Raw genomic sequence first — 22,147 nt, 5'->3', positions numbered from 1 at the left:
TTGTCGCCGTTGCGGTGTGGGTTCAGAATAAGCGGTGGCTTGAAAAGCGACGCGATAATGCCTTTTATTCATTGTGGTTTTAGTCGGACAAAGACAAAGTGAAACGAAACGAAGCGGAAAGTGACATGAACGAGATCGAGATCGTGGGGCTGCAAAAAACCCAGGTCTGGCAGCGCAGCGATTTAGCGCAATCACAAGCCGATTGGTTAGCGGAAGAGGTGCCGGTGGCGCTGGTCTACAACGGTATTTCGCACGTTGTGATGATGGCGACACCCAAAGATCTTGAGGCATTCGCGCTGGGCTTTTCGCTTTCAGAAGGCATTATTGATGCGCCCAACGAGATTTTTGGTCTGGATGTGGTGCCGAACTGCAACGGCATAGAAGTGCAGATTGAGCTTTCCAGCCGCCGTTTTATGGCGCTAAAAGAGCAGCGCCGAGCGTTAGCTGGCCGCACGGGCTGCGGCGTGTGCGGTGTCGAACAGTTGGATCAGATTGGTAAACCGGTCACGCCGCTGCCTTTCACTCAGACTTTTGAACTGGCTAATTTGGATCGGGCGTTAGGGCAGCTGAAAGATTTTCAGCCGGTTGGCCAGAGAACCGGCTGTACGCATGCAGCGGCGTGGATTCAACCCAACGGCGAACTGGCGGGCGGGAGTGAAGACGTTGGACGTCACGTGGCACTGGATAAGCTGTTGGGCTATCGCAGCCAAACCCACTGGAATCAGGGCGCGGTGCTGGTTTCCAGCCGCGCCAGTTATGAGATGGTGCAGAAGTCAGCGATGTGCGGCGTTGAAATCTTGTTTGCCGTTTCTGCGGCAACACGCCTTGCCGTTGACGTGGCGGAACGGTGCAATTTAACACTGGTTGGCTTTAGCAAGCCGGGTCGCGCGACCATCTACACCCATCCACAGCGGCTGATTTAAACCATTAACACCTGCGGCAAAACCTGGTGTAGCGCCTCAAGCGCCGCAGGTTTGTCGCCGCCATTATCGGTAATCAACAAATCAATCTCTTGCGGTGGCGCGTACACCGTGCGGCTAACCACGCCTAACTTGCTGTGATCGGCCAGCAAATAGCACTGTTTTGACTGGTTCACCATGGCGCGGGCAATGGCGGCTTCATGGAGATGAAAGCTGGTTGCTCCGCTTTTTGCGTCAATGCCAACCGGTGAAAGCAGGGCGACATCGGCACGATAACGCATGATCTCGCCAACGGTAATCTCACCGCGCGTTTGATGTGCGCCTGCGCTCATATTTCCGCCCAATAAAATAATCTGATTATTCAGGATCTCATGCTCTTCACCCGCGCTAAGCGCCAGCGCGGCTTGCAAGCTGTTGGTCAAAATGGTCAGGCCGGACATGGTGCGTAGCGCTTCTGCCAGTAACGTGGTGGTGCTGCCAGCATCCAGAAACAGCGTTTGACCTGGCTGTAATAATTGCGCTGCCGCTTGAGCTATCGCCTGTTTCTCTTTCGCTTGTGCTGCTCGACGCACGGTTAGCGGCGGCTCCGGCTGCGTAGCAATGGCCACTAAACCACCATGTACCCGGCGCGCCAGCCCTTGGGCTTCCAGCTCAATGATGTCGCGCCGCGCCGTCTCACGTGAAATGCCCAGCTCTTTGATGATGCGCTCAGTACTGACTTGATTGAGCGTACTCAACAAGGCGCGAATACGGTGAAGGCGCGTTTCCTGCAACATGAAAAATTCCTTATGAAGCGTTCAGAGATACCTTGAACATCTGCCTAAGCTTACCTGAGCGCAGTAACGGCGTCATGTGTATTTAGTTGTATTTGTGTATTTGGTTGCATTTAAAATAAAAGCAGGCAAGATGGCTTTATCAGCTGCATCCCTTTTACCTTCGCAACGGGAGTGATCATGGTTACGCGTTCTACCATCATGGATACCAACAGTTTTCGGGCAGAAGATGCTGAGGCGCTGGACGTCGATACGCGAAAGCTAACCGATAAACGCAGCAAAGTGCTGGGCGAATCGTATCGCCTGTTCTACCGCAAACCGGTGCATCTGGTGCGCGGCGAAGGGCAATATTTGTGGGATGCGGCGGGTGATAAATATCTCGACGTTTACAACAACGTGGCGAGCATCGGGCATTGTCATCCCGCAGTGATTGACGCGGTCACGCAGCAGATGAAAATGCTGAATACCCACACGCGTTATCTGCATGAAAACATTCTCAACTACAGCGAAGAATTGCTGGCGACCACGCCGGATGAGATCGATCGCGCCATGTATATGTGCACGGGTTCAGAAGCCAACGATTTGGCAATTCGCGTAGCGCGTGCCTTTAGCGGCGGAACCGGCATCATTGTTACCAAAGAGGCGTATCACGGCACCAGCGAACTGACATCAGGCGCGTCGCCCGCGTTGGGAAGCGGTCAACCTTTGGCTGCGACCACGCGTTTAGTGATGCCGCCGGATGCGTATCGTGTCGATGCGCCAGATTTAGGCGAATGGTTCGCCACTGAAATTCAAAAGCAAATCGATGACATGAAAGCACACGGCATTAAATTTGCTGGCTTCCTCGCGGACTCGATTTTCTCCTCAGACGGCGTGTTGCCTAACCCGCGTGGCTTCCTGAAAAAAGCGGTCGATGTGGTACATGCCAACGGCGGTATTTTTATCGCTGATGAAGTGCAGCCAGGCTTTGGGCGAACCGGTGATGCGTTCTGGGGTTTTGGTCGTCATGGCGTGGTGCCAGATGTGATTACCACCGGTAAACCGATGGGCAACGGCATTCCTGTTTCTGGCCTGCTGGCGAGAAGCGATGTGCTGGCGGCGTTCAGCGACGAGATTCCTTACTTCAACACCTTTGGTGGTAATCCCGTGGCGATGGCGGCGGCGCAGGCGGTATTGAAAGTGATCAAAGAAGAAGGGTTGCAAGAGCACAGCCGCGTAGTGGGCGCGAAGTTACACGCTGAGTTGAGCAAATTAATGGCGCGATTTGAATGCGTCGGTGACGTGCGCGGTGCCGGATTGTTTATCGGCTTTGAGCTGGTAGAAGATCGCAGCAGCAAAACGCCGGACAAAACACTGGCATTGAACGTGATTGAGAAACTCCGTGAGCATCGCGTGTTGACTTCAGTAGCCGGGCCTTACGGCAACGTATTGAAGCTGCGCCCGCCGTTGGCATTTCAGGAAAGCGATATTGACTGGCTGGTTGGCGCATTAGACAAATCACTGCGCGAATTAGGCAAATAACAGGAAAATGTAAACCGGCGGCGTAATTGCCGCCGGTTTACTGTTACGCCGCCGTCTCGCGGGCGAAAATCGATTCCATCTTCTGCCAGGCTTCCGCGACATCATTATCCAGATTGAATAAGCCGGATGTCCCCACGATAAACACCTCTACGCCAGAAGCGGCGACCTGTTTAAAGGTTTTGGCGTTGCAGGAACCGTCTATCTCAGTCAAATAGTGAAAGCCATGCTCTTCACGCATCTCAATCAATTTGCGAATTTTATCCAGCGTTTCCGGGATGAATTTTTGTCCGGCAAAACCGGGATCAACTGACATTACCGTCACTTTATCTAATAAATGTGCATATTCTCGAATGCTATCAGCGGGTGTTGCCGGGTTTAATACCACGCCGCAGCGCCGACCCGCCTCTTTGATCTGTGTTAATAAGCGAAATATTTTATTGTTCGCGGTTTCCGGGTGAAAGCTAATGATATCTGCACCGGATTCAATGCACATGGGAATAATATCTTCTGGATGATTAACCATTAGATGTACATCAATCGGGACGTCTGTGATTTTTCGCAGGTGCTCAATAAAGAAGGGCGACAGCGTAATATTTTTAACGTAGCTGCCATCCATAATATCAACATGATAAAAAGCTGCGTAATTATTCATGGCTTCAATCTGTTCGCGAAAGCGGGTTAAATCCATGCACATCAGCGAAGGGGAAAATTTGGCGATCATAGTGATTCCTCATTATATGAGCGGCTTAGGGCCGCTCATCACCTCAATGGAAGAAAGAGATAATATGGCCGAGAATAATGCCGACAATACCGAAGTCTGCATCACCAAACGTGGTGGAAGCGAAACCGAGATCGCCCATGAGCGGCAGCAAAATGGCGGGCAGGAAAGAGATCAGTAACCCCTGAACGAAGGAGCCGATTACCGCACCACGGCGTCCACCGGTAATATTGCCGTACACGCCTGCGGTGGCTCCGCAGAAAAAGTGCGGAACAAGGCCGGGAACAATGACGCTCAAACCAAATAGCGGGCAGAGAAACATGCTGATCAGGCCAGCGGCAAAGCTACACAGAAAGCCAATAATCACGGCGTTTGGCGCAAACGGGAATACCGTTGGGCAATCCAGTGCGGGTTTCGCGTCTTTAACCAGTTTGTCAGCAATGCCTTTAAAGGCTGGCACGATTTCGGCAATCACCATGCGTACACCAGCAAGGATGATATAGACGCCTGCGGCAAAAGTGATTGACTGAATGATGGCGAAGACAATGAAGTTCTGCCCGTCACTGACTTGCGTTTCCGTGAACGTTTTGCCTGCCACCAGCACCAGCGCGATAAACAGAATCATCATGGTCAGCGAGATGGCAACGGAAGAGTCACGCAGGAAGTTCAGGGTTTTAGGGACTTTTAGCTCTTCAATGGAAGGGCTGCCTTTACCCACCACTTTGCCGACCAGCGCAGCCAGCAGATAGCCGCTTGAGCCAAAGTGACCCAGTGCCAAATCATCTGAATTGGTAATTTTACGCGTAAACGGCTGCAAAATGGCGGGAGAAACCACCATCATGGTGCCGAGAATCAGCGCACCAATAAACACCAGCCAGAAACCACTGATGCCGCCCACCGACAAAATCACCGCCAGCATCGCTGACATATATAAGGTGTGATGGCCGGTCAGGAAGATGTATTTCAGCGGCGTAATGCGCGCCAGCAAAATGTTCACCAGCATACCGAATACCATGATCATTGCGGTTTCAGTGCCGTAATTCTTCTGCGCCAGCGCCGCCATTGCATCGGTATTTGGCACCACGCCCTGAATCGAGAAGGAGTGTTCAAACAGTTGGCTGAAAATGGTGAGCGTGGCGGCAATTAAATTGGCCCCGGCAATAAGAATAACAAAACCCATGATGGTTTTTAGCGTGCCTGAAATAACATCGCTGATCGGTTTCTTTTGCAATAATAAACCGATCAGTGAAAACAGGCCGACAAGTATTGCAGGTGTTCCAAGAACATCCTTAATAATAAATTGCAGCATAAGCGGCTCCATGCAATATCCATCATAATTTACGTTGCATGTGCATTGGCCTTGCCCATTTAGCGCATTAACACGTTTGTCTGTGTGGTAAGCAGCGATGGGCTTGCCGAATTATTGCAGCGAAAAAGAGTCAGGATTTTGAAATAAGGTAATTACAGGTTTTCAGCCAAAATCTCTTTAATACGTGCGTTATCCAATAAATTGGTTAAACCAAATAGGGGGGCGCTGTGGCCTGCGAGTTGTTCGGCAATATCCTTGGCAGCAATAATCAGATCAGCCTGTTCTGATTTGGCCGAGGTTAAATCGGTATGGCTGACGTCAGCTTCCTTACCTAATTCCGCCACAATCTTTTTCACGTTCATTTCAACAATAAAGCTGCTGCCTAAACCGTTGCCACACACAATCAGTACTTTTTTCATGTTCGTTATCTCTGGTGATTTACGAGTGAATAACCGCCTGAATGGCGGGTAAGGTATTTGCCGACAACAGCTGTTGCAGGCGTGAATCATCGCTGAAGAGTTCAGCCAACGCGGTAATCATCTGGATATGCTCTTCGCCAGAGAGGGCGCACAGCATAATCACCACGTAGACAGGATCGTTTTCATCCGCATCAAAATTAACGCCGTTCTTCACATGCAGCAGCGACAGGCCATTTTTATGTGTGCCCTGTTCTGGTCGCGCATGCGGCATGGCTAATCCTGGCGCCAACACGTAATAGGGGCCGATTTCAGCATGTGACGTAAAGATAGCGTCGAGGTAAGCGGGCGTAATCGCGCCTTGTGCCAGCAGCGGTTCAGCAGATTTACGTACCGCGTCTTGCCAGTCGATAACATCGTCAACGATATGAATCGCATCAGCGTTAAGCCATTGAGTAAGCATCTTGAGTTTCCGTTGGTGGCTGAATGACCTGCATTCTGGGTGATTTAGTGAACGACTTTCTGTGATGGTAGTCACAAAAGTTAGCGCTAACACGAATATTGTTAAAAACTGTGTTATCGCTAACATTTTATGTGATCGTGATTGCGTTGTTTGCAGCACGCTGACAGGCTGAGTTTTTCTGATTTCCTGTTACTCACTCAGGGATAACCAAAAGTGTGGCTTTTAACATGGCGCGACGCCCTAATTAATCTTAAGCTGCGTCCAGTTGAAAAAGGCTAGCCAGTCAGGAGAACGCATGGCAGAGAAGCGACGGCGCAGTACTGGCAAAAGTACGTTAGCCGATGTTGCCCGTTTAGTGGGTGTGAGTACGATGACCGCCTCGCGTGCGTTGCGCATGCCAGAAAAAGTCTCTGCTGATATCCGTGAAAAAATCGATGCGGCAGTAATTGAGTTGGGCTATGTGCCTAACGTGCAGGCACGTAATTTGGCTTCAGCATCCTCACGATTAGTCACGATGGTGGTGCCGTCTTTTGCCACGCCAGGCTGCGCGGCGGTATCCGAAGCCTTGCAGGAAGTGCTACGTCCGCAGGGATACAACATGATGTTGGCTGAAGCGAACCATTCGGCGGCCGAAGAGAGCGAGCTGATAGAGATGCTGCTTTCCTACAACCCAGCGGCAATGGTGCACTTTAACTTTGATAACGCTTCTGACGCGCATCGGCTGCTGAGTAATTCCGGTTTGCCTGTGATTGATATTGGCGGTGTACATCATGATTCCACCGGGATCAGCGTCGGCGTTGATTACGCTAAAGCGATTCGCCAACTGGTGCAAAATCTGGTTGATCGCGGCTATCGCAACTTAGGTTTACTCTGCACCCAAACCAACAGTACCGTTTTCAGACAACTGCTAAATGGCTGGCACAGCGGAATGTTGGCGATGAATCAGGCACCGCATCGTGTTGTTACCTCACCGAAGCCGCCAACCTTCGCCACCGGGCACGCACTGCTGGCGGAAATTCGTTTGACGTGGCCTGAACTGGATGTGCTGATTTGCACCACTGAAGAGGTGGCTTGCGGCGCGATCATGGCTTGCCACGCGGCGGGCATCGCCATTCCCAGCCAGCTAGCGATCGCCAGTATTGGCGGCGGACAGTTATCTGCGGTCTGTTCGCCACCCCTGACCAGCGTAGCGCTGCCCTATGAAGAGATGGGGCGAATGGCGGGTAAGCGTCTGTTAGCTGCACTCAACGGCGACGAACCGCCCGTTTTCAATGAACTTCCCGTGACGCTAAAAATGCGCGCCAGTACCGGCAAGCCTTAAAAACAAGGGTTTGCTTTTGCCAGCCCATTCAAATCCTTATGCTTAATGGGGCATTGATTACCCTTTTATGGATCATGAATTTAACTATAATGATTCGACTGCTTACGCGGCACGCTCACAATCAAGTGCTGCTCAAACACTAAATGGAGAGGAAGAACATGAGTTATTCACTGCCATCCCTGCCTTACGCATACGACGCACTGGAACCGCATTTCGACAAGCAGACGATGGAAATCCATCACACCAAACATCACCAGACTTATGTCAACAACGCCAACGCGGCGCTGGAAGGCACTGAATTTGCCGATCTGCCGGTGGATGAGCTGATCACTAAACTGGATCAGCTGCCAGCAGACAAAAAAGGTCCACTGCGTAACAACGCAGGTGGCCACGCTAACCACAGCCTGTTCTGGAAAGGCCTGAAAATCGGCACCACGCTGCAGGGCGACCTGAAAGCCGCCATCGAAAAAGATTTCGGTAGCTTTGAAAAATTCCAGGAAGAATTCGAGAAAGCGGCAGCGACCCGTTTCGGTTCTGGCTGGGCGTGGCTGGTTAAGAAGGGTGATAAACTGGCTGTGGTTTCAACCGCAAACCAGGATAACCCACTGATGGGCGAAGCGGTTGCCGGCGTGTCTGGTTTCCCAATCATCGGCCTGGACGTGTGGGAACATGCGTACTACCTGAAGTATCAGAACAAACGTCCTGATTACATCAAAGCATTCTGGAACGTGGTTAACTGGGACGAAGCAGCAGCACGCTTCGCTTCAGCGAAGTAATTTAACCTTAGGTTAAATTCGCCATGATGAACCGGTGGAAGAAATTCCATCGGTTTTTTTATGTTCTTTATCGGGCTAAAGCCTGCCATAACCTCTGTGCATTGCATTTTACGCCGACAAAATGCCCATCCAATCCCGCTGCGCCAATTAAAGTCTTGTCCCGTCCCAACCGATAGAAGATTTCAGCAGTAACTATTATCCGCCTCAGTAAATTTTTGTGCGGAACTGCCAACACCATCCTCATCATGCAATTGAGCAACGGGACTTCAGATCATCATGATTAAGGCATTCAGACGACGTATCGAGAATTTACGAGTAGGGAAGAAGCTAGGCGTTGGCTTTGGATTGGTTTTGATTTTAGCCGCAGTCATTGCAGTGGCTGGCATCGACCAGTTTCGCGACATTCAGGACCGGAATGCGAAGATCAATTACAGTCTGGAGATTAGCGCTGCTGTTAACCAGGCATTGGCTGCGCAGCGCCATTATCAGGCTGATTACGCTGAAGAAAATATCGCGCAAAGCCAGAAGTACCTGCAACAAGGCCTGGCGTCTTTCAATGAAATGGAAAACACCTTGTACTGGAACGCGGAGATGCGTGCCTGGCTCGACACGTTTCCTGGCCTGGTCAAGGCGTATCAGCAATCACAGCAGCAGTTCGTTGCGGCTGTTAATGCACGCCAATCGATCAGAGAGAGTTGGAATTTGTCGAAAAGCGAAGCCGCTTTTCAGGACATAAAGCAGGAATTGAGCCTGGGCGCTGACTTGATGTTGCAGTTGCAGATGAGCAAGCTCGATCACGCGTTGCTCGATGTCCACTATACGGTGCGCGGTGTTGCGGCCGACCCAAATGAAAACAGCGCTGCGAGGCTTTCCACTGCAGCCGATAACGCCGCCGTGATGCTGGACACGTTTGCCAGCCTGGTCACACCGCAGCAGGAGCAGGCGCTGCAGCCGCTGAAAAGTCAGCTCATTCGCTATAAAAAAAGCGTTCTCTCCTATGTTCCTGCTTCTGCTCAGCAGCAAAAAGCCGCAGCGGACATGTCGCAGCAGGCGAAGAAGATGAACGATTTAGTCGAGCAACTGGTGAAGCGGGAAGTGGACATCGCCTCCAGCAGCGTTAAAAAAGGCATCAATATGATGGTCTTGGTGGCGTTAATTGCTTTGCTGATCGGCTGTATCATCGCTTTTTGGATCTCCCGTCAAATTACCCGGCCGCTGCGCGACACGTTGCAGGCAACCCAGCGCATTGCCGAAGGCGATTTAACCCAGCATCTCACCACCGATCGACGTGATGAGTTAGGATTGCTGCTCGCCGCCGTAGGTGCGATGGGAGACAGTTTGCGCACCATGATCGGTGAGATTCGCTCGGGTGTATTGGAGGTGTCTCACGCTGCAACGGAAATCAGCGCGGGCAATATTGATCTCTCTTCGCGTACCGAAGAACAGGCCGCGGCTGTGGAACAAACCGCTGCCAGCATGGAACAGCTGAGCTCAACGGTGAAACAAAATGCTGATAATGCTCATCAGGCCAGCAAATTAGCGGCAGAAGCGTCAGACACGGCGCAAACCGGTGGGCGTCAGGTGGCGGCGGTTGTCGAAACCATGCAGCAAATTACCCAAAGTTCGAAACGCATTGCTGATATCACCAGCGTTATCAATGGCATCGCTTTCCAGACCAATATTTTAGCGTTAAACGCAGCGGTTGAAGCTGCACGCGCAGGCGAGCAAGGGCGTGGATTTGCCGTGGTGGCCAGCGAAGTCCGTAATCTCGCCCAGCGTTCAGCCCAGGCGGCAAAAGAGATTGAAGCGTTAATCGCCGAGTCGGTTGAACGGGTTAATAGCGGTGAGAAACTGGTAGAGAGCACCGGTAGCACCATGCAAACCATCGTGACGTCGGTAAGTCACGTGCGTGACATCATGGGTGAAATCGCGTCTGCCTCTGATGAACAGAGCCGGGGAATCAGTCAGGTTTCGCAAGCGGTAGTGGAAATGGACAACAGCACGCAGCAGAACGCCGCTTTAGTCGAGCAATCGGCGGCTGCGGCCAGTTCGCTGGAAGATCAGGCTGCGGCATTGGCGCGTGCAGTTTCTGTTTTTCGCCTAACAGAGCAGCCAGAACCGGTATCCGCACCGCGCAAGATCGCTACCCCGATATTAAAGCGAGCACCCGCTTTGCCTACGCACGTCGCCGCTGATGAAGGTTGGGAACAATTCTAATTTTATAAACTAAACGTAAACAAAAGGGAGAATCTTACTTCTCCCTTATTAACTTCGCCTGGCATTAACTCGCCGTTGATAATTTTCGCCGTACTCTTAGCGACATTGCCATTTAAAGGTGTGACGCTACCATGTCTATTATTACCACGCATGAGGCGAATAAAAGTTCGTCCGCTTCGCTGTTTTTTCCGTTAATCAGTGGGAAATATATTCCAAATAAACTGTGGCTGAGTAAACGCTTCCGTTTTAAATTTGCCTTAAGGTCGTTAATTTCACCGATAACAACGTTACGTTATTTACATCAGCTTTCACATTTGCCACAGATCGATCAGATGATGAACCTGCAAGGCCTGTTGCCCGCTAAGCTGCATCGTCCTTATTTGCGGGCGGGATTCAGCGTGGCGGCGCGTGCGCAGGCTATCCTTGATCATTATCAGTTTATTGAACAGCTGAAAAATATGCCATTGCGTCAGCTGCTGCAAAGTGCTGGAGATAATGTTATCGCGACGTTTTTGGGCAAAACTGGCGAGACGTTTTTAATGACTTGTAGCCCAGGTTATTACGATCGTGAAGGTGAAGTCACGCTAGTGTTGCGCTATCAACAGCAGGTGATTGCCTCGCTCTCGTTTTCAATTATTAATGAAAACCAACAGCGAATCTTATTAATTGGCGGGTTGCAAGGCCCACGAAAAAATATCAGTAATGAGGTTATTCGTGAGGCGACTAAAGCGGCACACGGCGTATTTCCTAAACGTTTATTAATGGAGGCGGTGTTTATTTTTGCACAACAATGTGAGGCGAATAAAATAGCCGCTGTCGGAGAAAATACGCATGTCTTTAGCAGTATGCGTTACCGTCACAGCAAAAGTGGCCATTTTTTTGCCAGCTACAGTGAGTTTTGGTTATCACTCAATGGCGAGGCGCGCGCAGATGGCTTGTTCACGCTGCCGTTAAACTTGCCGCGTAAATCTTTAGAAGATATTGCCAGTAAGAAACGTGCCGAATATCGCCGTCGCTACGAACTGTTAGATGGTCTGGCGGAGCAGGTTTATGCCGCCGCCGGACAGCGCAAAGTCGATCAGGCCGCAGCCTGATCCAAACTCAGAACGCGTTTTTAGCGAAACCTGTCATGACTTTCAGGTCCATTTCACGTCCCAGCGCGGTCATTGGATGCACCACAACCAGGCCGCGCGCGCTTTTCTTCAGCGCGCCTAAGTTCGCCTGCTCTTTCTTGGTAATTTCGCGGCTGAACGGCAGCTTTTGCAGCTTCTGTGCTTCCACACTCAGCTTCTCGACGCGCTGGTTACGCAGACGCTCGATCTCAATAACCAGGGTTTCTTTCTCTTTTAACAGCGCACCCAGCTTCTCTATATCACCCGATTCCAGCAGCAGCGGCTCTTTACGGTTCAGGGCGTCCAGCTGATCGCTGAGGCGTTTGATTTCGTTCTTTTCTAGCTCTTTCATGACCACAACTCGTTGAGGAAAACAGGCAAAGGATACACCAAATTCGGCGCATATTCTCGGTGAGGTTAGGGTGATAACAGGCGGCAATGCGCCTGTTGAGGTTTAGCCGTTGGGCTTTTTAAACGCCTGCTTCAGGCTGATGCGGGAAATCAGCTCGGTGAGCGACAGCACCATGGTGGAACGCACCATCTGTAAATAGCGCTGCTGCTGCATGGCGCGAAGCTCCGCGTCATCGGGATGAAAAGCCGGTACGGGCGGCCACGCCGTTACGCAATGCAGCTCGCCAAAAGGGCCGAGAATCTCATCGTCAGTGAAGCGATAATCACCCATGTCGTGATTCAGCTCTTCACGTAAGGCGATCAGCAGTTCACAATCTTCATACTCATGGCGATTGATCACGCCAAGGCCGTAAATCAACTTGAGCCGCACCGGCAACTCACCCAGCGGACCATTGCCGAGCAGCAACGGTTCAACTGCGTATTTTACGGCGTAGTCGTCTTTACGAAATACCTGTAATACCAGCAGATTAACCGCTTCGGCCAACAGCTCGACAGCGGCGATCAGAAAGCTTCTCACCGAGCGACCGGCGTTCAGGCGCTCAAGCACCCGGTTTTCAAAAGCTTGCTTCTCTTCCATTATTGCCTGCATGGGTTCAATACTGCTGTTGGGCGCAGGCGAACTGCGCCCGACTTGCTTCGCTAACACGCGTGCATCATGCCATAGCGTTATAGGCGCTCACCACCGAAGCCACCACTTCGCTGTCGGCCTCAAGGCCTGAAATCTCTGCCAGCGTAGTTTGCGGACCTTTCTCCTGCAACAGCGCGGTTAATTCTTGCGCCTGCGGATCTTGCTCGCTGCGATAGTGCATGGCAGCAGCAATGCCCTGAACCAGATTGGTGTGCGGCAGTTGATATTCCAGCGTGCCCAGTGTGGGCTTGATCAAACGATCGCCTGCGCTTAGTTTACGCAGCGGTTGGCGACCTACGCGTTCAACATCATCTTTCAGATAAGGATTTTCGAAACGTCCAAGAATTTTCTGGATATAAGCGGCATGTTTGTCGGCTTCAAAACCGTAACGCTTGATCAGCACCGCACCGCTCTCTTCCATCGCACCTTTCACCACGGCGCGAATTTTTTCATCCAGAATGGCATCGCGAATAGTTTGGTGGCCGGCTAACTGGCCGAGATAGGCGGTAATCGCATGTCCGGTATTCAGGGTAAAGAGTTTGCGCTCGACAAATGCCATCAAGTTGTCGGTCAGTTCCATACCGGGAATAGTAGGCAGATCGCCTTTGAACTGGGTTTTATCAACAATCCACTCGCTGAAGGTTTCAACGGTGACTTCCAGGGGATCGTTGCTGCCCGCTTCTGAAGGCGGCACGATGCGGTCTACCGCAGAATCCACGAAGCCGACATGCTGCTCCAGCCATGCATGATATTGCTCTGGCAGCGCCTTGAGCACATGCTGTTTCAGCTGGCTGGTGCCGCGCACCATGTTTTCACAGGCGATAATGTTTAATGGACGGGAATTACCGTTGTCGCTGCGCTTGGCCAGGCCTTTCGCTACGCTGCCGGCGATACGCTCCAGAATCTGTGGGCCAACCGCCGTGGTAACGATATCAACCGCTGAAATCAGCGTAATGATCTCATCACTGGTGCTGTTGACCGCGCTTACGCCCTTGACGATTTCGACTTTAGCCTGCTCGCCTACAACATGAACGGGATACTCATGACGCGCGTTTAGTGCATCCAGCACCGCCTGATTCACATCTGCAAACACCAAGTCGATGCCTGCATCAGCTAACAGTTTGCCAATGAAACCACGGCCAATGTTTCCTGCTCCAAAATGTAACGCTTTCATAATGTTGACCCATTTAAAAGACGATGGGGCGAGCATGTCCACCCCGGAATTCGGGGCGGGCTTACCCACCCCAGGGAAAATAATCTGTCAGAACGCTGCGCTAACTATACGGTTGCCGTGCTGCCGGAAAGCAGATCCAACACTTCCTGGACGCTGGTCGTGTTGGCCAGCTTCTCGATCACCGTGTCGTCGTCCAGCGCATTGGTCAGGCTGGTAATCACCTGGATGTGCTCGTTATTGCGGGCTGCAATACCGATGACTAAACGCGCAATATCTTCTGGCTCTTCACCAAACAGCACACCCGCCGGATATTGGCAGAACACTACACCGGTTTTCAGTACGCGATCTTTGGCTTCCACGGTACCGTGCGGCACCGCAATAGATTCACCCAGATAGGTTGGCGTCAGTTTCTCACGCTCCAGCATCGCTTCAACATATTCAGGCTCAACATAACCGCCTTTCACCAGCTGTTCACCCGCAAAGCGAATGGCCTGCTCTTTGTTGGTCGCGCTTTTGCCAAGGAACACGTTGTCTGCGCCCAGTTTGAACAGATGCGCATTGCCTTCATCGTAGCTATCAGCCAACGTTTTTTGCACAGTACCGCGATGGGTTTCGCTGCGATTAGCTGCAACCAATCGTTCAGTCAGCGTGGCGTACAGCGCGCTGTCGAGGAAGTTATTCAGCGAGATATGCTGCGCATGCGGCGCCTGACGAATGGCACGTTCAGTTAGATCACGGTGAGTAATCACCAGATCCACATCGCCCGGCAGGGCGTTGATCGCGGTATTCGTTACCGACACACTGCTCAGGCCAGCGTCCTGCACTTTCTTACGCAGTACACCTGCGCCCATGGCGCTTGAACCCATTCCCGCATCACAAGCGACAATGATTTTACGTACGTGGTTCAGGTCAACGCTCATGGCATCGCTCGCGACAGCCGCTCCGGCTGCACCCGCAGCGCCCTGGCCTTTAGACTGCGCTTTCATGTCCTGCATGCGCTGGGTTGCCGCTTCAATGTCGTCGTCTTCTTTCACTTTGCTGGTTTTCAGCAGAATGGCCGATACCACGAAGGAAACAGCAAAGGCAGCAACGATCGCAGCGATGTTAGCGAAGTAGGCTCCTTTTGGCGTCATGGCTAACACCGCCAGGATAGAACCGGGTGAGGCGGGAGAAACCAAACCGCCATTCAGCAGAGTCAGCGTGAACACGCCAGTCATACCGCCGAGGATGACCGCTAACAGCAGGCGCGGCGCCATCAACACATACGGGAAGTAAATTTCGTGGATACCACCGAAGAAGTGGATGATTGCCGCACCGCCCGCAGACTGTTTAGCACTGCCACGACCAAAGAACATGTAAGCCATAAGCACACCCATTCCTGGGCCTGGGTTCGCTTCAATCAGGAAGAAAATAGACTTACCGGCTTCACTGGCTTGTTGGATACCCAGCGGCGAGAAAATACCGTGGTTAATCGCGTTATTGAGGAACAGGATTTTCGCCGGTTCAACAAAGATGGAGGTCAGCGGTAGCAGGTTATTCTGCACCATCAGATTCACGCCAGCGGCGAGAATATGCGACAGACCTTCCACCAACGGACCAATAGCCATAAACGCCAGCAGCGCCAACAACATACCGATGATACCGGCAGAGAAGTTGTTAACCAGCATTTCAAAGCCGCTTTTGATCTTACCGTCAATGGCGCGGTCGAATGATTTGATCGCCCAGCCGCCCAGTGGACCGGCAATCATTGAGCCGAGGAACATCGGCATATCCGCACCAACAATCACGCCCATGGTGGTAATTGCACCGACCACACCGCCGCGATCGCCGCCAACCAAGCGTCCACCGGTAAAACCGATCAACAGTGGCAGCAGATAGGTGATCATTGGGCCAACCAGCTTGGCCAACGTTTCGTTTGGAATCCAACCTGTTGGAATAAACAGCGCGGTGATGATGCCCCAGGCGATAAACGCCCCGATGTTTGGCATCACCATATTACTCAGAAAGCGACCAAAGCTTTGTACTTTGACCTTCACCGATGAGGACATAAACCCACCCCTTATTGAGACGCGCTGCAATAGGAGAGCGCGTTTGTTTTTGTTAAGTGACCACGGCGGGGAGCCGTTGGTATTACTGTATGCACGCGGACTCTATCACGCGAATATGACGCTGCGTAGCACAGGGGAAAAGTGTGATTCATATCACGCAATTACGGTGGCGTCAGGGGTGATTTAAGTGATGGCGATCACAAAAAAGTGCTGTAAGAAAAGTACGATGGCGATTATTTGAACGGAAACAGGGTCGTTATGTGAGTTATGTCACCTTTTGGATGGGACGGTTTGTTGCTGTTATGTGATTCAGATCACAAACAATCGTTGGTCGAAAATGCGTCAGTTCACACTTTGTGGGGGAGTCATTTTGAAGAGAGAGAATTTGGAAAGAAAGGACAGAAAAGAGAGCAGGGCAAACCTCAAGATTTGCCCTGCTTGATATCTTATTGCGGGCTGCCCTGCACAGCATTTTGTGCCTGGGTCAGTGCTTGTGCATTCGCTGACAAATTGCTCATTAATGTATTGTATTGCGTGGCCTGATCCTGCGTTGGGAACTGGACGCCGCCATCGTTGAAGCTCACGCGATTACCTTGTGTCTGCAAGAAGTCACCGGTTTGCACCGCGCCCTGGCTCAACGCTTGCAGTTTCGGCAATAACGGAATCAGCACATTAGCGGGCTGCGTTACCACTTTGTCATAAGCGCTGTCGTAAACTTTCTTCAAGTCGTCCGACTGTTTCAGCGAGGCTTTGCTGCTGTCAGCTTGCATCTTAGCGCTTTCAATCTGCTGCGTAACAATCACTAACGCGCTGTTAGCCTGACGCAACGAATCACGGCGAGTGAGATAATCTTGCGGCACGCGAATCGCAGATAACTCATCAACCACGGGGCGCATGCCTTGTTCAACCGCTTTGTTCGCCTGCTGAGAGAAACCATAAATGATGGCGTAATCGCTCGCGAATTTACCGAAGGTCTGCTTTTGGTTTTCGCTCAGGCTCGGTAAGTGCTCACCGCTGCGCATCACGGTATTTTGGAGAAAATCGCTGAAGGCTTTGCGCTGATCGCCTTCTTTATCACCACACGCGGTGAGTTGCAGCACGATAAGCGCGCCAGCAAGCATTATGCCGCTGCGCGTCCAAAGGCGGGAAAGTCCTGAAGCCATTCGTTCAACTCCTGTCAGTAAACGGGCTGATGTCTATGTAACAATGGCCTAAAGAATAGAACAAACAAGGGAGCGCACACAACGTGAAACCCGCGCGGTTGATCAGGAGAGAGCCACACTTCATCCCTTCCTTGTGTAATGCGCAAAGGAAGGGATGCTTAAGGTGCTTAATAATCAGCGTTAAAGACGTAATGCTGGGTGCTTTTCAGAGCAGCACACCAGACGATTAATAAACCAGCGCTTGACCATCTTTACGGCTTTCGGTTGCGGCAATATAGAAACCTTGCGGATCGCGCACAATCACTTGCGCACCGCCAAAGTTATAGCTGCTCAGCGGATCTTCCAGCACCACGTTGTGTCCCATGCGGCGTAGCGTACTTAACGTATTGCGATCGATGGTCGATTCAAACACCACTTCACGCCCTTGCACCATACGCCAGCGCGGCGCATCAATCGCGGCCTGCGGGTTTTGTTTATGTTTCATAATGCGTAACGCCAGTTGCAGATGTCCTTGTGCCTGCATCGGTCCACCCATCAGACCGAATGACATCAGCGGTTGGCCCTCTGCATCCAGCGCAAAGGCGGGAATGATGGTGTGGAACGGACGTTTATTTCCTGCCACCACATTAGGATGATCGGCATCCAGCGAGAAGCCTGCGCCACGGTTTTGTAGGCTAATGCCGGTTCCCGGCACGACGACACCTGAACCGAATCCCATGTAGTTTGACTGAATAAACGACACCATCATGCCGCTAGCGTCGGCGGTTGAGAGATAAACCGTGCCGCTCTGCTGCGGTGATCCAAAGGTGAAGTCACCCGCTTGCCTTGGATTAATCAACGCCGCACGCTGTTTAAGATAACCTTCGCTTAACAGCAAATCGGCTGGGAATTCGAGGTGATCTTCATCAGTGACGTAACGCTCTAAATCCACCAATGCCAGCTTCATCGCTTCAATGGAAAGATGCAGCCACTGCGGCGAATCGGGGGCATATTGTCCAATATCCCACTCTTCCAAAATGCCGAGCGCGATCAGTGTCGCAATGCCCTGGCCGTTTGGCGGCAGTTCCTGTACAGAACCGCCAGCAAAGGGATGCGACAGCAGCTTCACCCAATCAGCACGATGATTTTTTAAATCTTCCAGCGTCAGCGCGGCGTTGTGCTCGCGGGCAAAAGCAGCAATCTTTTCCGCCAGTTCACCGCGATAAAAACTTTCACCGTTGCTTTCGGCGATCTTTTGCAGCGTCTCAGCTTGTGCTGGATTACGGAACAGCTCACCGATGCGCGGCGGGCGGCCTTCCGGGGCAAAACACGCGGTGAAGCCTGGCTGGTCTTTCAGTTTTTTGTAGCCGCGCTGCCACAGCTGACCAATCAGCGGCGAGACCGGAAAACCGTCGCGCGCGTATTCAATTGCCGGTTGTGCCAGTGTGGTCAGCGGCAAGGTGCCAAAACGTTCAGCCAGCGTAACCCAAGCCGAAACAGCGCCGGGCACGGTGACGGCATCCCAGCCGGTTTCGGGCATTTGGCTGTGACCCGCAAATCGTTCTGGGCTCCACGCCGCTGGAGCGCGTCCTGATGCGTTTAATCCGTGCAGCTCTTTGCCGTCCCAGATAATCGCGAAGGCGTCGCTGCCAATGCCGTTGCCGGTTGGCTCCAGCACCGTCAACGCAATGGCGGTGGCGATCGCGGCATCGACTGCGTTGCCGCCTTGCTGCAACATGCGAATACCCGCTTGCGCCGCCAGCGGCTGCGAAGTGGCAACCGCATTGCGGCCCATCATCGGGGCGCGATGAGAGGGATAGCTGACATCAAAATCTAATGCTTCTTTCATAATGATTCCTTTTATTCAGTCGTTACGCGGATCAAGCGCATCGCGCAATCCGTCGCCGAGCAGGTTAAAGCCCTGCACGATCAGAAAGATGGCAAGCCCAGGGAAAATCGACATCCACGGCGCTTGCTCCAGATAGCCTTTGGCAGTATTGAGCATCGCACCCCACGAAGGCGAGGGCGGTTGTTGTCCCAGCCCGAGAAAGGAGAGGCTGGCTTCAGTAATAATGGCGGAGGCGATAGCTAAGGTAGCCTGCACCAAAATCGGTGACATCACGTTAGGCAGCACGTAGCGCAGGATAATCCAGCGATCCGGCAAACCAATCGCTCGCGCGCCGTCGATATACTCTTCATGACGAATGGCGATCACCTGACCCCGCGTCAGACGGGCAAAGATCGGCATCGCCGACAAGCCAATGGCGATCATCGCATTAGTCAAACTCGGCCCAAGAAACGCGCCCAGCGCAATGGCCAGAATCAAGAACGGACAGGCCAGCAGCGCTTCGATAAAGCGTGAAATAATGCCGTCACACCAGCCTTGCCAGTAACCCGCGATCAGCCCAAGCGGCACGCCAATCAAAATAGCGATCAGCACCGAAATACAGCCCGCCAGCAATGAGGTACGTGCGCCCCAAATCATACGCGACAGAATATCGCGGCCTAATTCATCGGTGCCAAGCCAAAACAGTTCCGACGGCGGTTTGCGCACCGCCAGAAAGTTCGCCTTGATCGGATCGGCGGGTGCCAGCCACGGCGCGAAAATGGCTATCGCGACAAACAGCGTGACGATCACCGCGCCAATCAGCGCGCTTTTGTTACGCAGAAACTTCTTCAGCACCCGGCTGTTAGCACGTAGCAGCGGTTTTGCGGCGCCTGCCGTCAGCACTTCGCTCATGATTAGCCTCGCATTTTCGGGTTGATTAACACATACAACACATCGGCGAGCAGGTTGAGCAGCAGGAAGCCAATCGCCACCACCAGCACCACGCCTTGTACTACCGCGTAGTCGCGGTTAAACACCGCATCGACAATCATTTTGCCAAAGCCAGGCAGGGTAAAAACTTGCTCAGTCAACACCGCGCCGCCGAGCAACTCGCCGAACAGCAGCGTGGTCAGCGTAATCACCGGCACCAGCGCATTACGAAAGGCGTGTTTCAGCACCACCTTCTTGCCCAATAATCCTTTGGCGCGCGCGGTGCGGATGTAATCCGCTTTCAGCACGGCAATCATCGAGGCGCGCGTATGACGCATCAACGTAGCGGCTAAACCGGTACCCAACACCAGCGCAGGCAACAGCAGCGTTTTCAGGTTTTGCGGAATGCTCTCACTCAGCGGGACATAACCGGATGCGGGTAACCATTGCAGGTGCACCGAAAACAGCAAAATCAGTAAGATACCTAGCCAAAAATGCGGCACTGAAATCCCCGACAGCGCGACAAAATTGCTGGTGTGATCCACCCACGTATCTTTGCGCACCGCCGCGATAATGCCCATGCTGATGCCAATCACCAGCGCGATAATCATCGCCATCAAGGAGAGCTCCAGCGTGACCGGCAGCTTGCTGGCAATCAACGACGTTACCGGCTCTTTGGTGCGCAGTGATTCACCCAGATCGCCGCGTAACGCATTGCCCATCCAGTAAAAATACTGGCTGGGCAGCGGATCGTTGAGATGATAAGCCTCACGCAGTTGGGCGATAACTTCCGGGTCGCGCTCTTCGCCCGCCATCGCCAGCACCGGATCGCCCGGCAGCAGTTTCTGCAGGGCGAACACCATGATGCTCACTAACAGCAGCGTTGGGATGGCGAGCAGCAGGCGTTTAACGATCAGTTCCAGCATCTTTATTCCTCAAAGCATTTACTGCGCCATGCTGACGCCAGCCAGACGCACTAAGCCGTCCGGCCAGGCTTTAAAGCCCTGCACCTTTTTCGACAGGCCAAATATACGTGGCTCGAAGTAGAGGTAAGCAATTGGCATGTCGGTTTGCAGCTGTTTCACCACGTTGTCGTACAGTGTCTGACGCTGTGCCGGATCGTTGGTGAGACGTGCCGCATTCAGCCATTCATCAACCTGCGGATTGCTGTAGCGTCCGTCGTTGAGCGTGCCTTTGCTGTTAATAAACGAATAAATGCTGCCATCGGGATCGGGACGACCCGACCAGCCAGACAAGCTGAGCTGGTAATCGCCGCGCTGCTGGCGATCCAGTAAGCTGGCAAATTCGCTCATTTGCAGATTCACGTTGAAGCCCGCTTCGCTCGCCATCGCCTGAATGACCTGCCCAACCTGCTGTGAAGTCGGGTTATTCGTCACCAGCAATGTCACGTTAAGCGGTGTAGTGACGCCTGCTGCTTTCAGCAGTGAAGCGGCTTTTTCCACATCGCGGGCTGGAACCGGCAACTTGACGTGATACGGGCTGACCGGTGACAGCGCCTGATTAGCTGGGGTGTAAAGCCCTTCAAACGCGACCTGATTCAACGCATCGCGATCGATAGCCAGCGAGAAAGCTTCACGTACGCGTGCATCTTTGAAGGGGCTTTTCGGATCGACTTTGCCGTTATTGATGTTGAAAGTAATGCCCTGATAACCCAAACCGGTGACTTTGGCTAAGGCGAGTTTGCTGTCGCCCTGCACGGTTTTCACGTCGCTGGCTGCGATACCCTCGGTCAGATCGAGATCGCCAGCACGCAGGTTAGCCAGACGGACAGAAGCATCAGGAATCGGCAGGAAAATCACTTTATCGAAGTGATAAGCCGCTTTGTTCCAGTAATTGTCATATCGTTTCAGCACAATACGATCCTGCTGTACGCGACTTTCGAACTGATACGGGCCGGAACAGACCGGATGGGTAATGAAGTCCGGTTTTTTCGCCGCTTCTGGCGCTAACATTGCGCCAGCGCGATCGGTTAACTGGCTGAGCAAGGCGGCATCAGGGTTTTTCAGATGAAATTTAACCTGGAGCGGGCCGGTGACTTCCACGCTTTGAATCGAAGAGATCTCACTTTTACGCAGCGAACCCGGCAATGTCAGGGCGCGTTCGATATTGAATTTCACGGCGTTGGCATCAAATTTTTCACCATCATGGAACGTAACGCCGCTGCGTAGGTTCATGGTGAGGATTTTCGCGTCGTCGCTCCATGACCAGTCGGTCGCCAGGCCTGGGATCACTTTCAGATGTTCATCCACATCCACTAAGCGATCACACATCGCAGCAAACACAAAGCGGCCATAGTAGGTTCGCGCCAAATGCGGATCGAGCATGTCTGGATCGGCACCTAAACCAATGCGAATCACGCTTTCAGCCTGGCTGTGCGCGCTGGCGCCGAGCAGCATCAGGCCGCCGAGTGCCGTTAATA

20 protein-coding genes are annotated in these 22,147 nt (G+C 52.5%); 6 read left to right on the top strand and 14 right to left on the bottom strand.

What is annotated here, in order from left to right; all coding sequences use genetic code 11:
- The first annotated feature begins 125 nt into the window (after positions 1 to 125).
- Positions 126 to 923 carry a formate dehydrogenase accessory sulfurtransferase FdhD gene (gene fdhD, locus MUG06_RS19650; protein WP_243079767.1) on the top strand — a complete coding sequence of 266 codons (798 nt, stop codon included), beginning with the start codon at positions 126 to 128 and terminating at the stop codon, positions 921 to 923.
- Here the strand turns inward: fdhD and MUG06_RS19645 are convergent.
- Positions 920 to 1,696: a DeoR/GlpR family DNA-binding transcription regulator gene (locus tag MUG06_RS19645; protein WP_243079766.1), complete on the bottom strand. Its 777-nt coding sequence runs from the start codon at positions 1,694 to 1,696 to the stop codon at positions 920 to 922. The genes fdhD and MUG06_RS19645 overlap by 4 nt on opposite strands.
- A gap of 177 nt (positions 1,697 to 1,873) precedes the next feature.
- Between MUG06_RS19645 and MUG06_RS19640 the strand changes: the two genes are divergently transcribed.
- On the top strand, positions 1,874 to 3,214 hold the full coding sequence (locus MUG06_RS19640) for an aspartate aminotransferase family protein (RefSeq protein WP_243079765.1): 1,341 nt from the start codon (positions 1,874 to 1,876) through the stop codon (positions 3,212 to 3,214).
- A 43-nt stretch (positions 3,215 to 3,257) separates the two neighbouring features.
- Here the strand turns inward: MUG06_RS19640 and alsE are convergent, their stop codons facing one another.
- The 4 genes from alsE to MUG06_RS19620 form a co-directional block, all read right to left on the bottom strand.
- Positions 3,258 to 3,935 carry a D-allulose 6-phosphate 3-epimerase gene (gene alsE, locus MUG06_RS19635; RefSeq protein ID WP_243079764.1) on the bottom strand — a complete coding sequence of 226 codons (678 nt, stop codon included), beginning with the start codon at positions 3,933 to 3,935 and terminating at the stop codon, positions 3,258 to 3,260.
- A gap of 43 nt (positions 3,936 to 3,978) precedes the next feature.
- On the bottom strand, positions 3,979 to 5,241 hold the full coding sequence (locus tag MUG06_RS19630; protein ID WP_215848041.1) for a PTS ascorbate transporter subunit IIC: 1,263 nt from the start codon (positions 5,239 to 5,241) through the stop codon (positions 3,979 to 3,981).
- Positions 5,242 to 5,393: 152 nt separating this feature from the next.
- On the bottom strand, positions 5,394 to 5,660 hold the full coding sequence (locus MUG06_RS19625) for a PTS sugar transporter subunit IIB (protein WP_243079763.1): 267 nt from the start codon (positions 5,658 to 5,660) through the stop codon (positions 5,394 to 5,396).
- Positions 5,661 to 5,679: 19 nt separating this feature from the next.
- A complete protein-coding gene (locus MUG06_RS19620; protein ID WP_243079762.1) occupies positions 5,680 to 6,120 on the bottom strand; it encodes a PTS sugar transporter subunit IIA in 441 nt (146 codons plus the stop codon).
- Positions 6,121 to 6,415: 295 nt separating this feature from the next.
- Between MUG06_RS19620 and MUG06_RS19615 the strand changes: the two genes are divergently transcribed.
- The 4 genes from MUG06_RS19615 (at position 6,416) to MUG06_RS19595 (ending at position 11,528) form a co-directional block, all read left to right on the top strand.
- On the top strand, positions 6,416 to 7,441 hold the full coding sequence (locus MUG06_RS19615) for a LacI family DNA-binding transcriptional regulator (protein WP_243079761.1): 1,026 nt from the start codon (positions 6,416 to 6,418) through the stop codon (positions 7,439 to 7,441).
- 158 nt (positions 7,442 to 7,599) lie between these two features.
- The gene (gene sodA, locus MUG06_RS19610; RefSeq protein WP_243079760.1) at positions 7,600 to 8,217 is read left to right on the top strand and encodes a superoxide dismutase [Mn]; all 618 of its coding nucleotides are present in this window, start codon (positions 7,600 to 7,602) and stop codon (positions 8,215 to 8,217) included.
- A 276-nt stretch (positions 8,218 to 8,493) separates the two neighbouring features.
- Positions 8,494 to 10,434 (top strand): methyl-accepting chemotaxis protein, encoded by a 1,941-nt coding sequence (locus MUG06_RS22835; RefSeq protein ID WP_279234062.1) that lies wholly within the window; start codon positions 8,494 to 8,496, stop codon positions 10,432 to 10,434.
- A gap of 131 nt (positions 10,435 to 10,565) precedes the next feature.
- Positions 10,566 to 11,528, top strand: coding sequence for a VirK/YbjX family protein (locus MUG06_RS19595; RefSeq protein WP_243079759.1), 963 nt, complete (start codon positions 10,566 to 10,568; stop codon positions 11,526 to 11,528).
- A 7-nt stretch (positions 11,529 to 11,535) separates the two neighbouring features.
- Here MUG06_RS19595 and MUG06_RS19590 read toward each other — a convergent pair whose 3' ends face one another.
- The 9 genes from MUG06_RS19590 to MUG06_RS19550 form a co-directional block, all read right to left on the bottom strand.
- Positions 11,536 to 11,898 (bottom strand): YibL family ribosome-associated protein, encoded by a 363-nt coding sequence (locus MUG06_RS19590; protein WP_243079758.1) that lies wholly within the window; start codon positions 11,896 to 11,898, stop codon positions 11,536 to 11,538.
- Positions 11,899 to 12,000: 102 nt separating this feature from the next.
- A complete protein-coding gene (gene mtlR / locus MUG06_RS19585; RefSeq protein WP_215848364.1) occupies positions 12,001 to 12,546 on the bottom strand; it encodes a mannitol operon repressor MtlR in 546 nt (181 codons plus the stop codon).
- A 64-nt stretch (positions 12,547 to 12,610) separates the two neighbouring features.
- Positions 12,611 to 13,759: a mannitol-1-phosphate 5-dehydrogenase gene (mtlD, locus tag MUG06_RS19580; protein WP_243079757.1), complete on the bottom strand. Its 1,149-nt coding sequence runs from the start codon at positions 13,757 to 13,759 to the stop codon at positions 12,611 to 12,613.
- Positions 13,760 to 13,863: 104 nt separating this feature from the next.
- The gene (locus tag MUG06_RS19575) at positions 13,864 to 15,807 is read right to left on the bottom strand and encodes a PTS mannitol transporter subunit IICBA (protein ID WP_215848033.1); all 1,944 of its coding nucleotides are present in this window, start codon (positions 15,805 to 15,807) and stop codon (positions 13,864 to 13,866) included.
- A gap of 446 nt (positions 15,808 to 16,253) precedes the next feature.
- Positions 16,254 to 16,970 (bottom strand): DUF3053 domain-containing protein, encoded by a 717-nt coding sequence (locus MUG06_RS19570; protein WP_215848032.1) that lies wholly within the window; start codon positions 16,968 to 16,970, stop codon positions 16,254 to 16,256.
- Positions 16,971 to 17,196: 226 nt separating this feature from the next.
- Entirely contained in the window at positions 17,197 to 18,798 is a 1,602-nt protein-coding gene (locus MUG06_RS19565; RefSeq protein ID WP_243079756.1) for a gamma-glutamyltransferase family protein, read from the bottom strand.
- A 15-nt stretch (positions 18,799 to 18,813) separates the two neighbouring features.
- Positions 18,814 to 19,689 carry an ABC transporter permease gene (locus tag MUG06_RS19560; protein WP_215848030.1) on the bottom strand — a complete coding sequence of 292 codons (876 nt, stop codon included), beginning with the start codon at positions 19,687 to 19,689 and terminating at the stop codon, positions 18,814 to 18,816.
- A gap of 2 nt (positions 19,690 to 19,691) precedes the next feature.
- Positions 19,692 to 20,633, bottom strand: a complete 942-nt coding sequence (locus MUG06_RS19555) for an ABC transporter permease (protein ID WP_215848029.1) — start codon at positions 20,631 to 20,633, stop codon at positions 19,692 to 19,694.
- Between the two features lie 18 nt (positions 20,634 to 20,651).
- Positions 20,652 to 22,124 (bottom strand): ABC transporter substrate-binding protein, encoded by a 1,473-nt coding sequence (locus MUG06_RS19550; RefSeq protein WP_243079826.1) that lies wholly within the window; start codon positions 22,122 to 22,124, stop codon positions 20,652 to 20,654.
- Positions 22,125 to 22,147: the final 23 nt, after the last annotated feature.

Origin of the sequence: Pantoea sp. MQR6 (assembly GCF_022761075.1) — a bacterium.
Taxonomy (GTDB): domain Bacteria; phylum Pseudomonadota; class Gammaproteobacteria; order Enterobacterales; family Enterobacteriaceae; genus Pantoea; species Pantoea phytostimulans.
The sequence above is the reverse complement of the archived record's forward strand: the minus strand, read 5'-3'. Positions and strand labels throughout refer to the sequence as shown.

Bases quoted from the DNA above. Each gene is read 5' to 3' on its own strand.
- fdhD (WP_243079767.1), top strand. From the start codon at position 126: ATGAACGAGATCGAGATCGTGGGGCTGCAAAAAACCCAGGTCTGGCAG.
- MUG06_RS19625 (WP_243079763.1), bottom strand. From the start codon at position 5,660: ATGAAAAAAGTACTGATTGTGTGTGGCAACGGTTTAGGCAGCAGCTTT.
- mtlR (WP_215848364.1), bottom strand. From the start codon at position 12,546: ATGCAGGCAATAATGGAAGAGAAGCAAGCTTTTGAAAACCGGGTGCTT.
- MUG06_RS19630 (WP_215848041.1), bottom strand. From the start codon at position 5,241: ATGCTGCAATTTATTATTAAGGATGTTCTTGGAACACCTGCAATACTT.
- MUG06_RS19645 (WP_243079766.1), bottom strand. From the start codon at position 1,696: ATGTTGCAGGAAACGCGCCTTCACCGTATTCGCGCCTTGTTGAGTACG.
- MUG06_RS19615 (WP_243079761.1), top strand. From the start codon at position 6,416: ATGGCAGAGAAGCGACGGCGCAGTACTGGCAAAAGTACGTTAGCCGAT.
- MUG06_RS19590 (WP_243079758.1), bottom strand. From the start codon at position 11,898: ATGAAAGAGCTAGAAAAGAACGAAATCAAACGCCTCAGCGATCAGCTG.
- MUG06_RS19595 (WP_243079759.1), top strand. From the start codon at position 10,566: ATGTCTATTATTACCACGCATGAGGCGAATAAAAGTTCGTCCGCTTCG.
- MUG06_RS19640 (WP_243079765.1), top strand. From the start codon at position 1,874: ATGGTTACGCGTTCTACCATCATGGATACCAACAGTTTTCGGGCAGAA.
- MUG06_RS19565 (WP_243079756.1), bottom strand. From the start codon at position 18,798: ATGAAAGAAGCATTAGATTTTGATGTCAGCTATCCCTCTCATCGCGCC.
- alsE (WP_243079764.1), bottom strand. From the start codon at position 3,935: ATGATCGCCAAATTTTCCCCTTCGCTGATGTGCATGGATTTAACCCGC.
- sodA (WP_243079760.1), top strand. From the start codon at position 7,600: ATGAGTTATTCACTGCCATCCCTGCCTTACGCATACGACGCACTGGAA.
- MUG06_RS19550 (WP_243079826.1), bottom strand. From the start codon at position 22,124: ATGCTGCTCGGCGCCAGCGCGCACAGCCAGGCTGAAAGCGTGATTCGC.
- MUG06_RS22835 (WP_279234062.1), top strand. From the start codon at position 8,494: ATGATTAAGGCATTCAGACGACGTATCGAGAATTTACGAGTAGGGAAG.
- MUG06_RS19555 (WP_215848029.1), bottom strand. From the start codon at position 20,633: ATGCTGGAACTGATCGTTAAACGCCTGCTGCTCGCCATCCCAACGCTG.
- MUG06_RS19620 (WP_243079762.1), bottom strand. From the start codon at position 6,120: ATGCTTACTCAATGGCTTAACGCTGATGCGATTCATATCGTTGACGAT.
- MUG06_RS19575 (WP_215848033.1), bottom strand. From the start codon at position 15,807: ATGTCCTCATCGGTGAAGGTCAAAGTACAAAGCTTTGGTCGCTTTCTG.
- mtlD (WP_243079757.1), bottom strand. From the start codon at position 13,759: ATGAAAGCGTTACATTTTGGAGCAGGAAACATTGGCCGTGGTTTCATT.
- MUG06_RS19560 (WP_215848030.1), bottom strand. From the start codon at position 19,689: ATGAGCGAAGTGCTGACGGCAGGCGCCGCAAAACCGCTGCTACGTGCT.
- MUG06_RS19570 (WP_215848032.1), bottom strand. From the start codon at position 16,970: ATGGCTTCAGGACTTTCCCGCCTTTGGACGCGCAGCGGCATAATGCTT.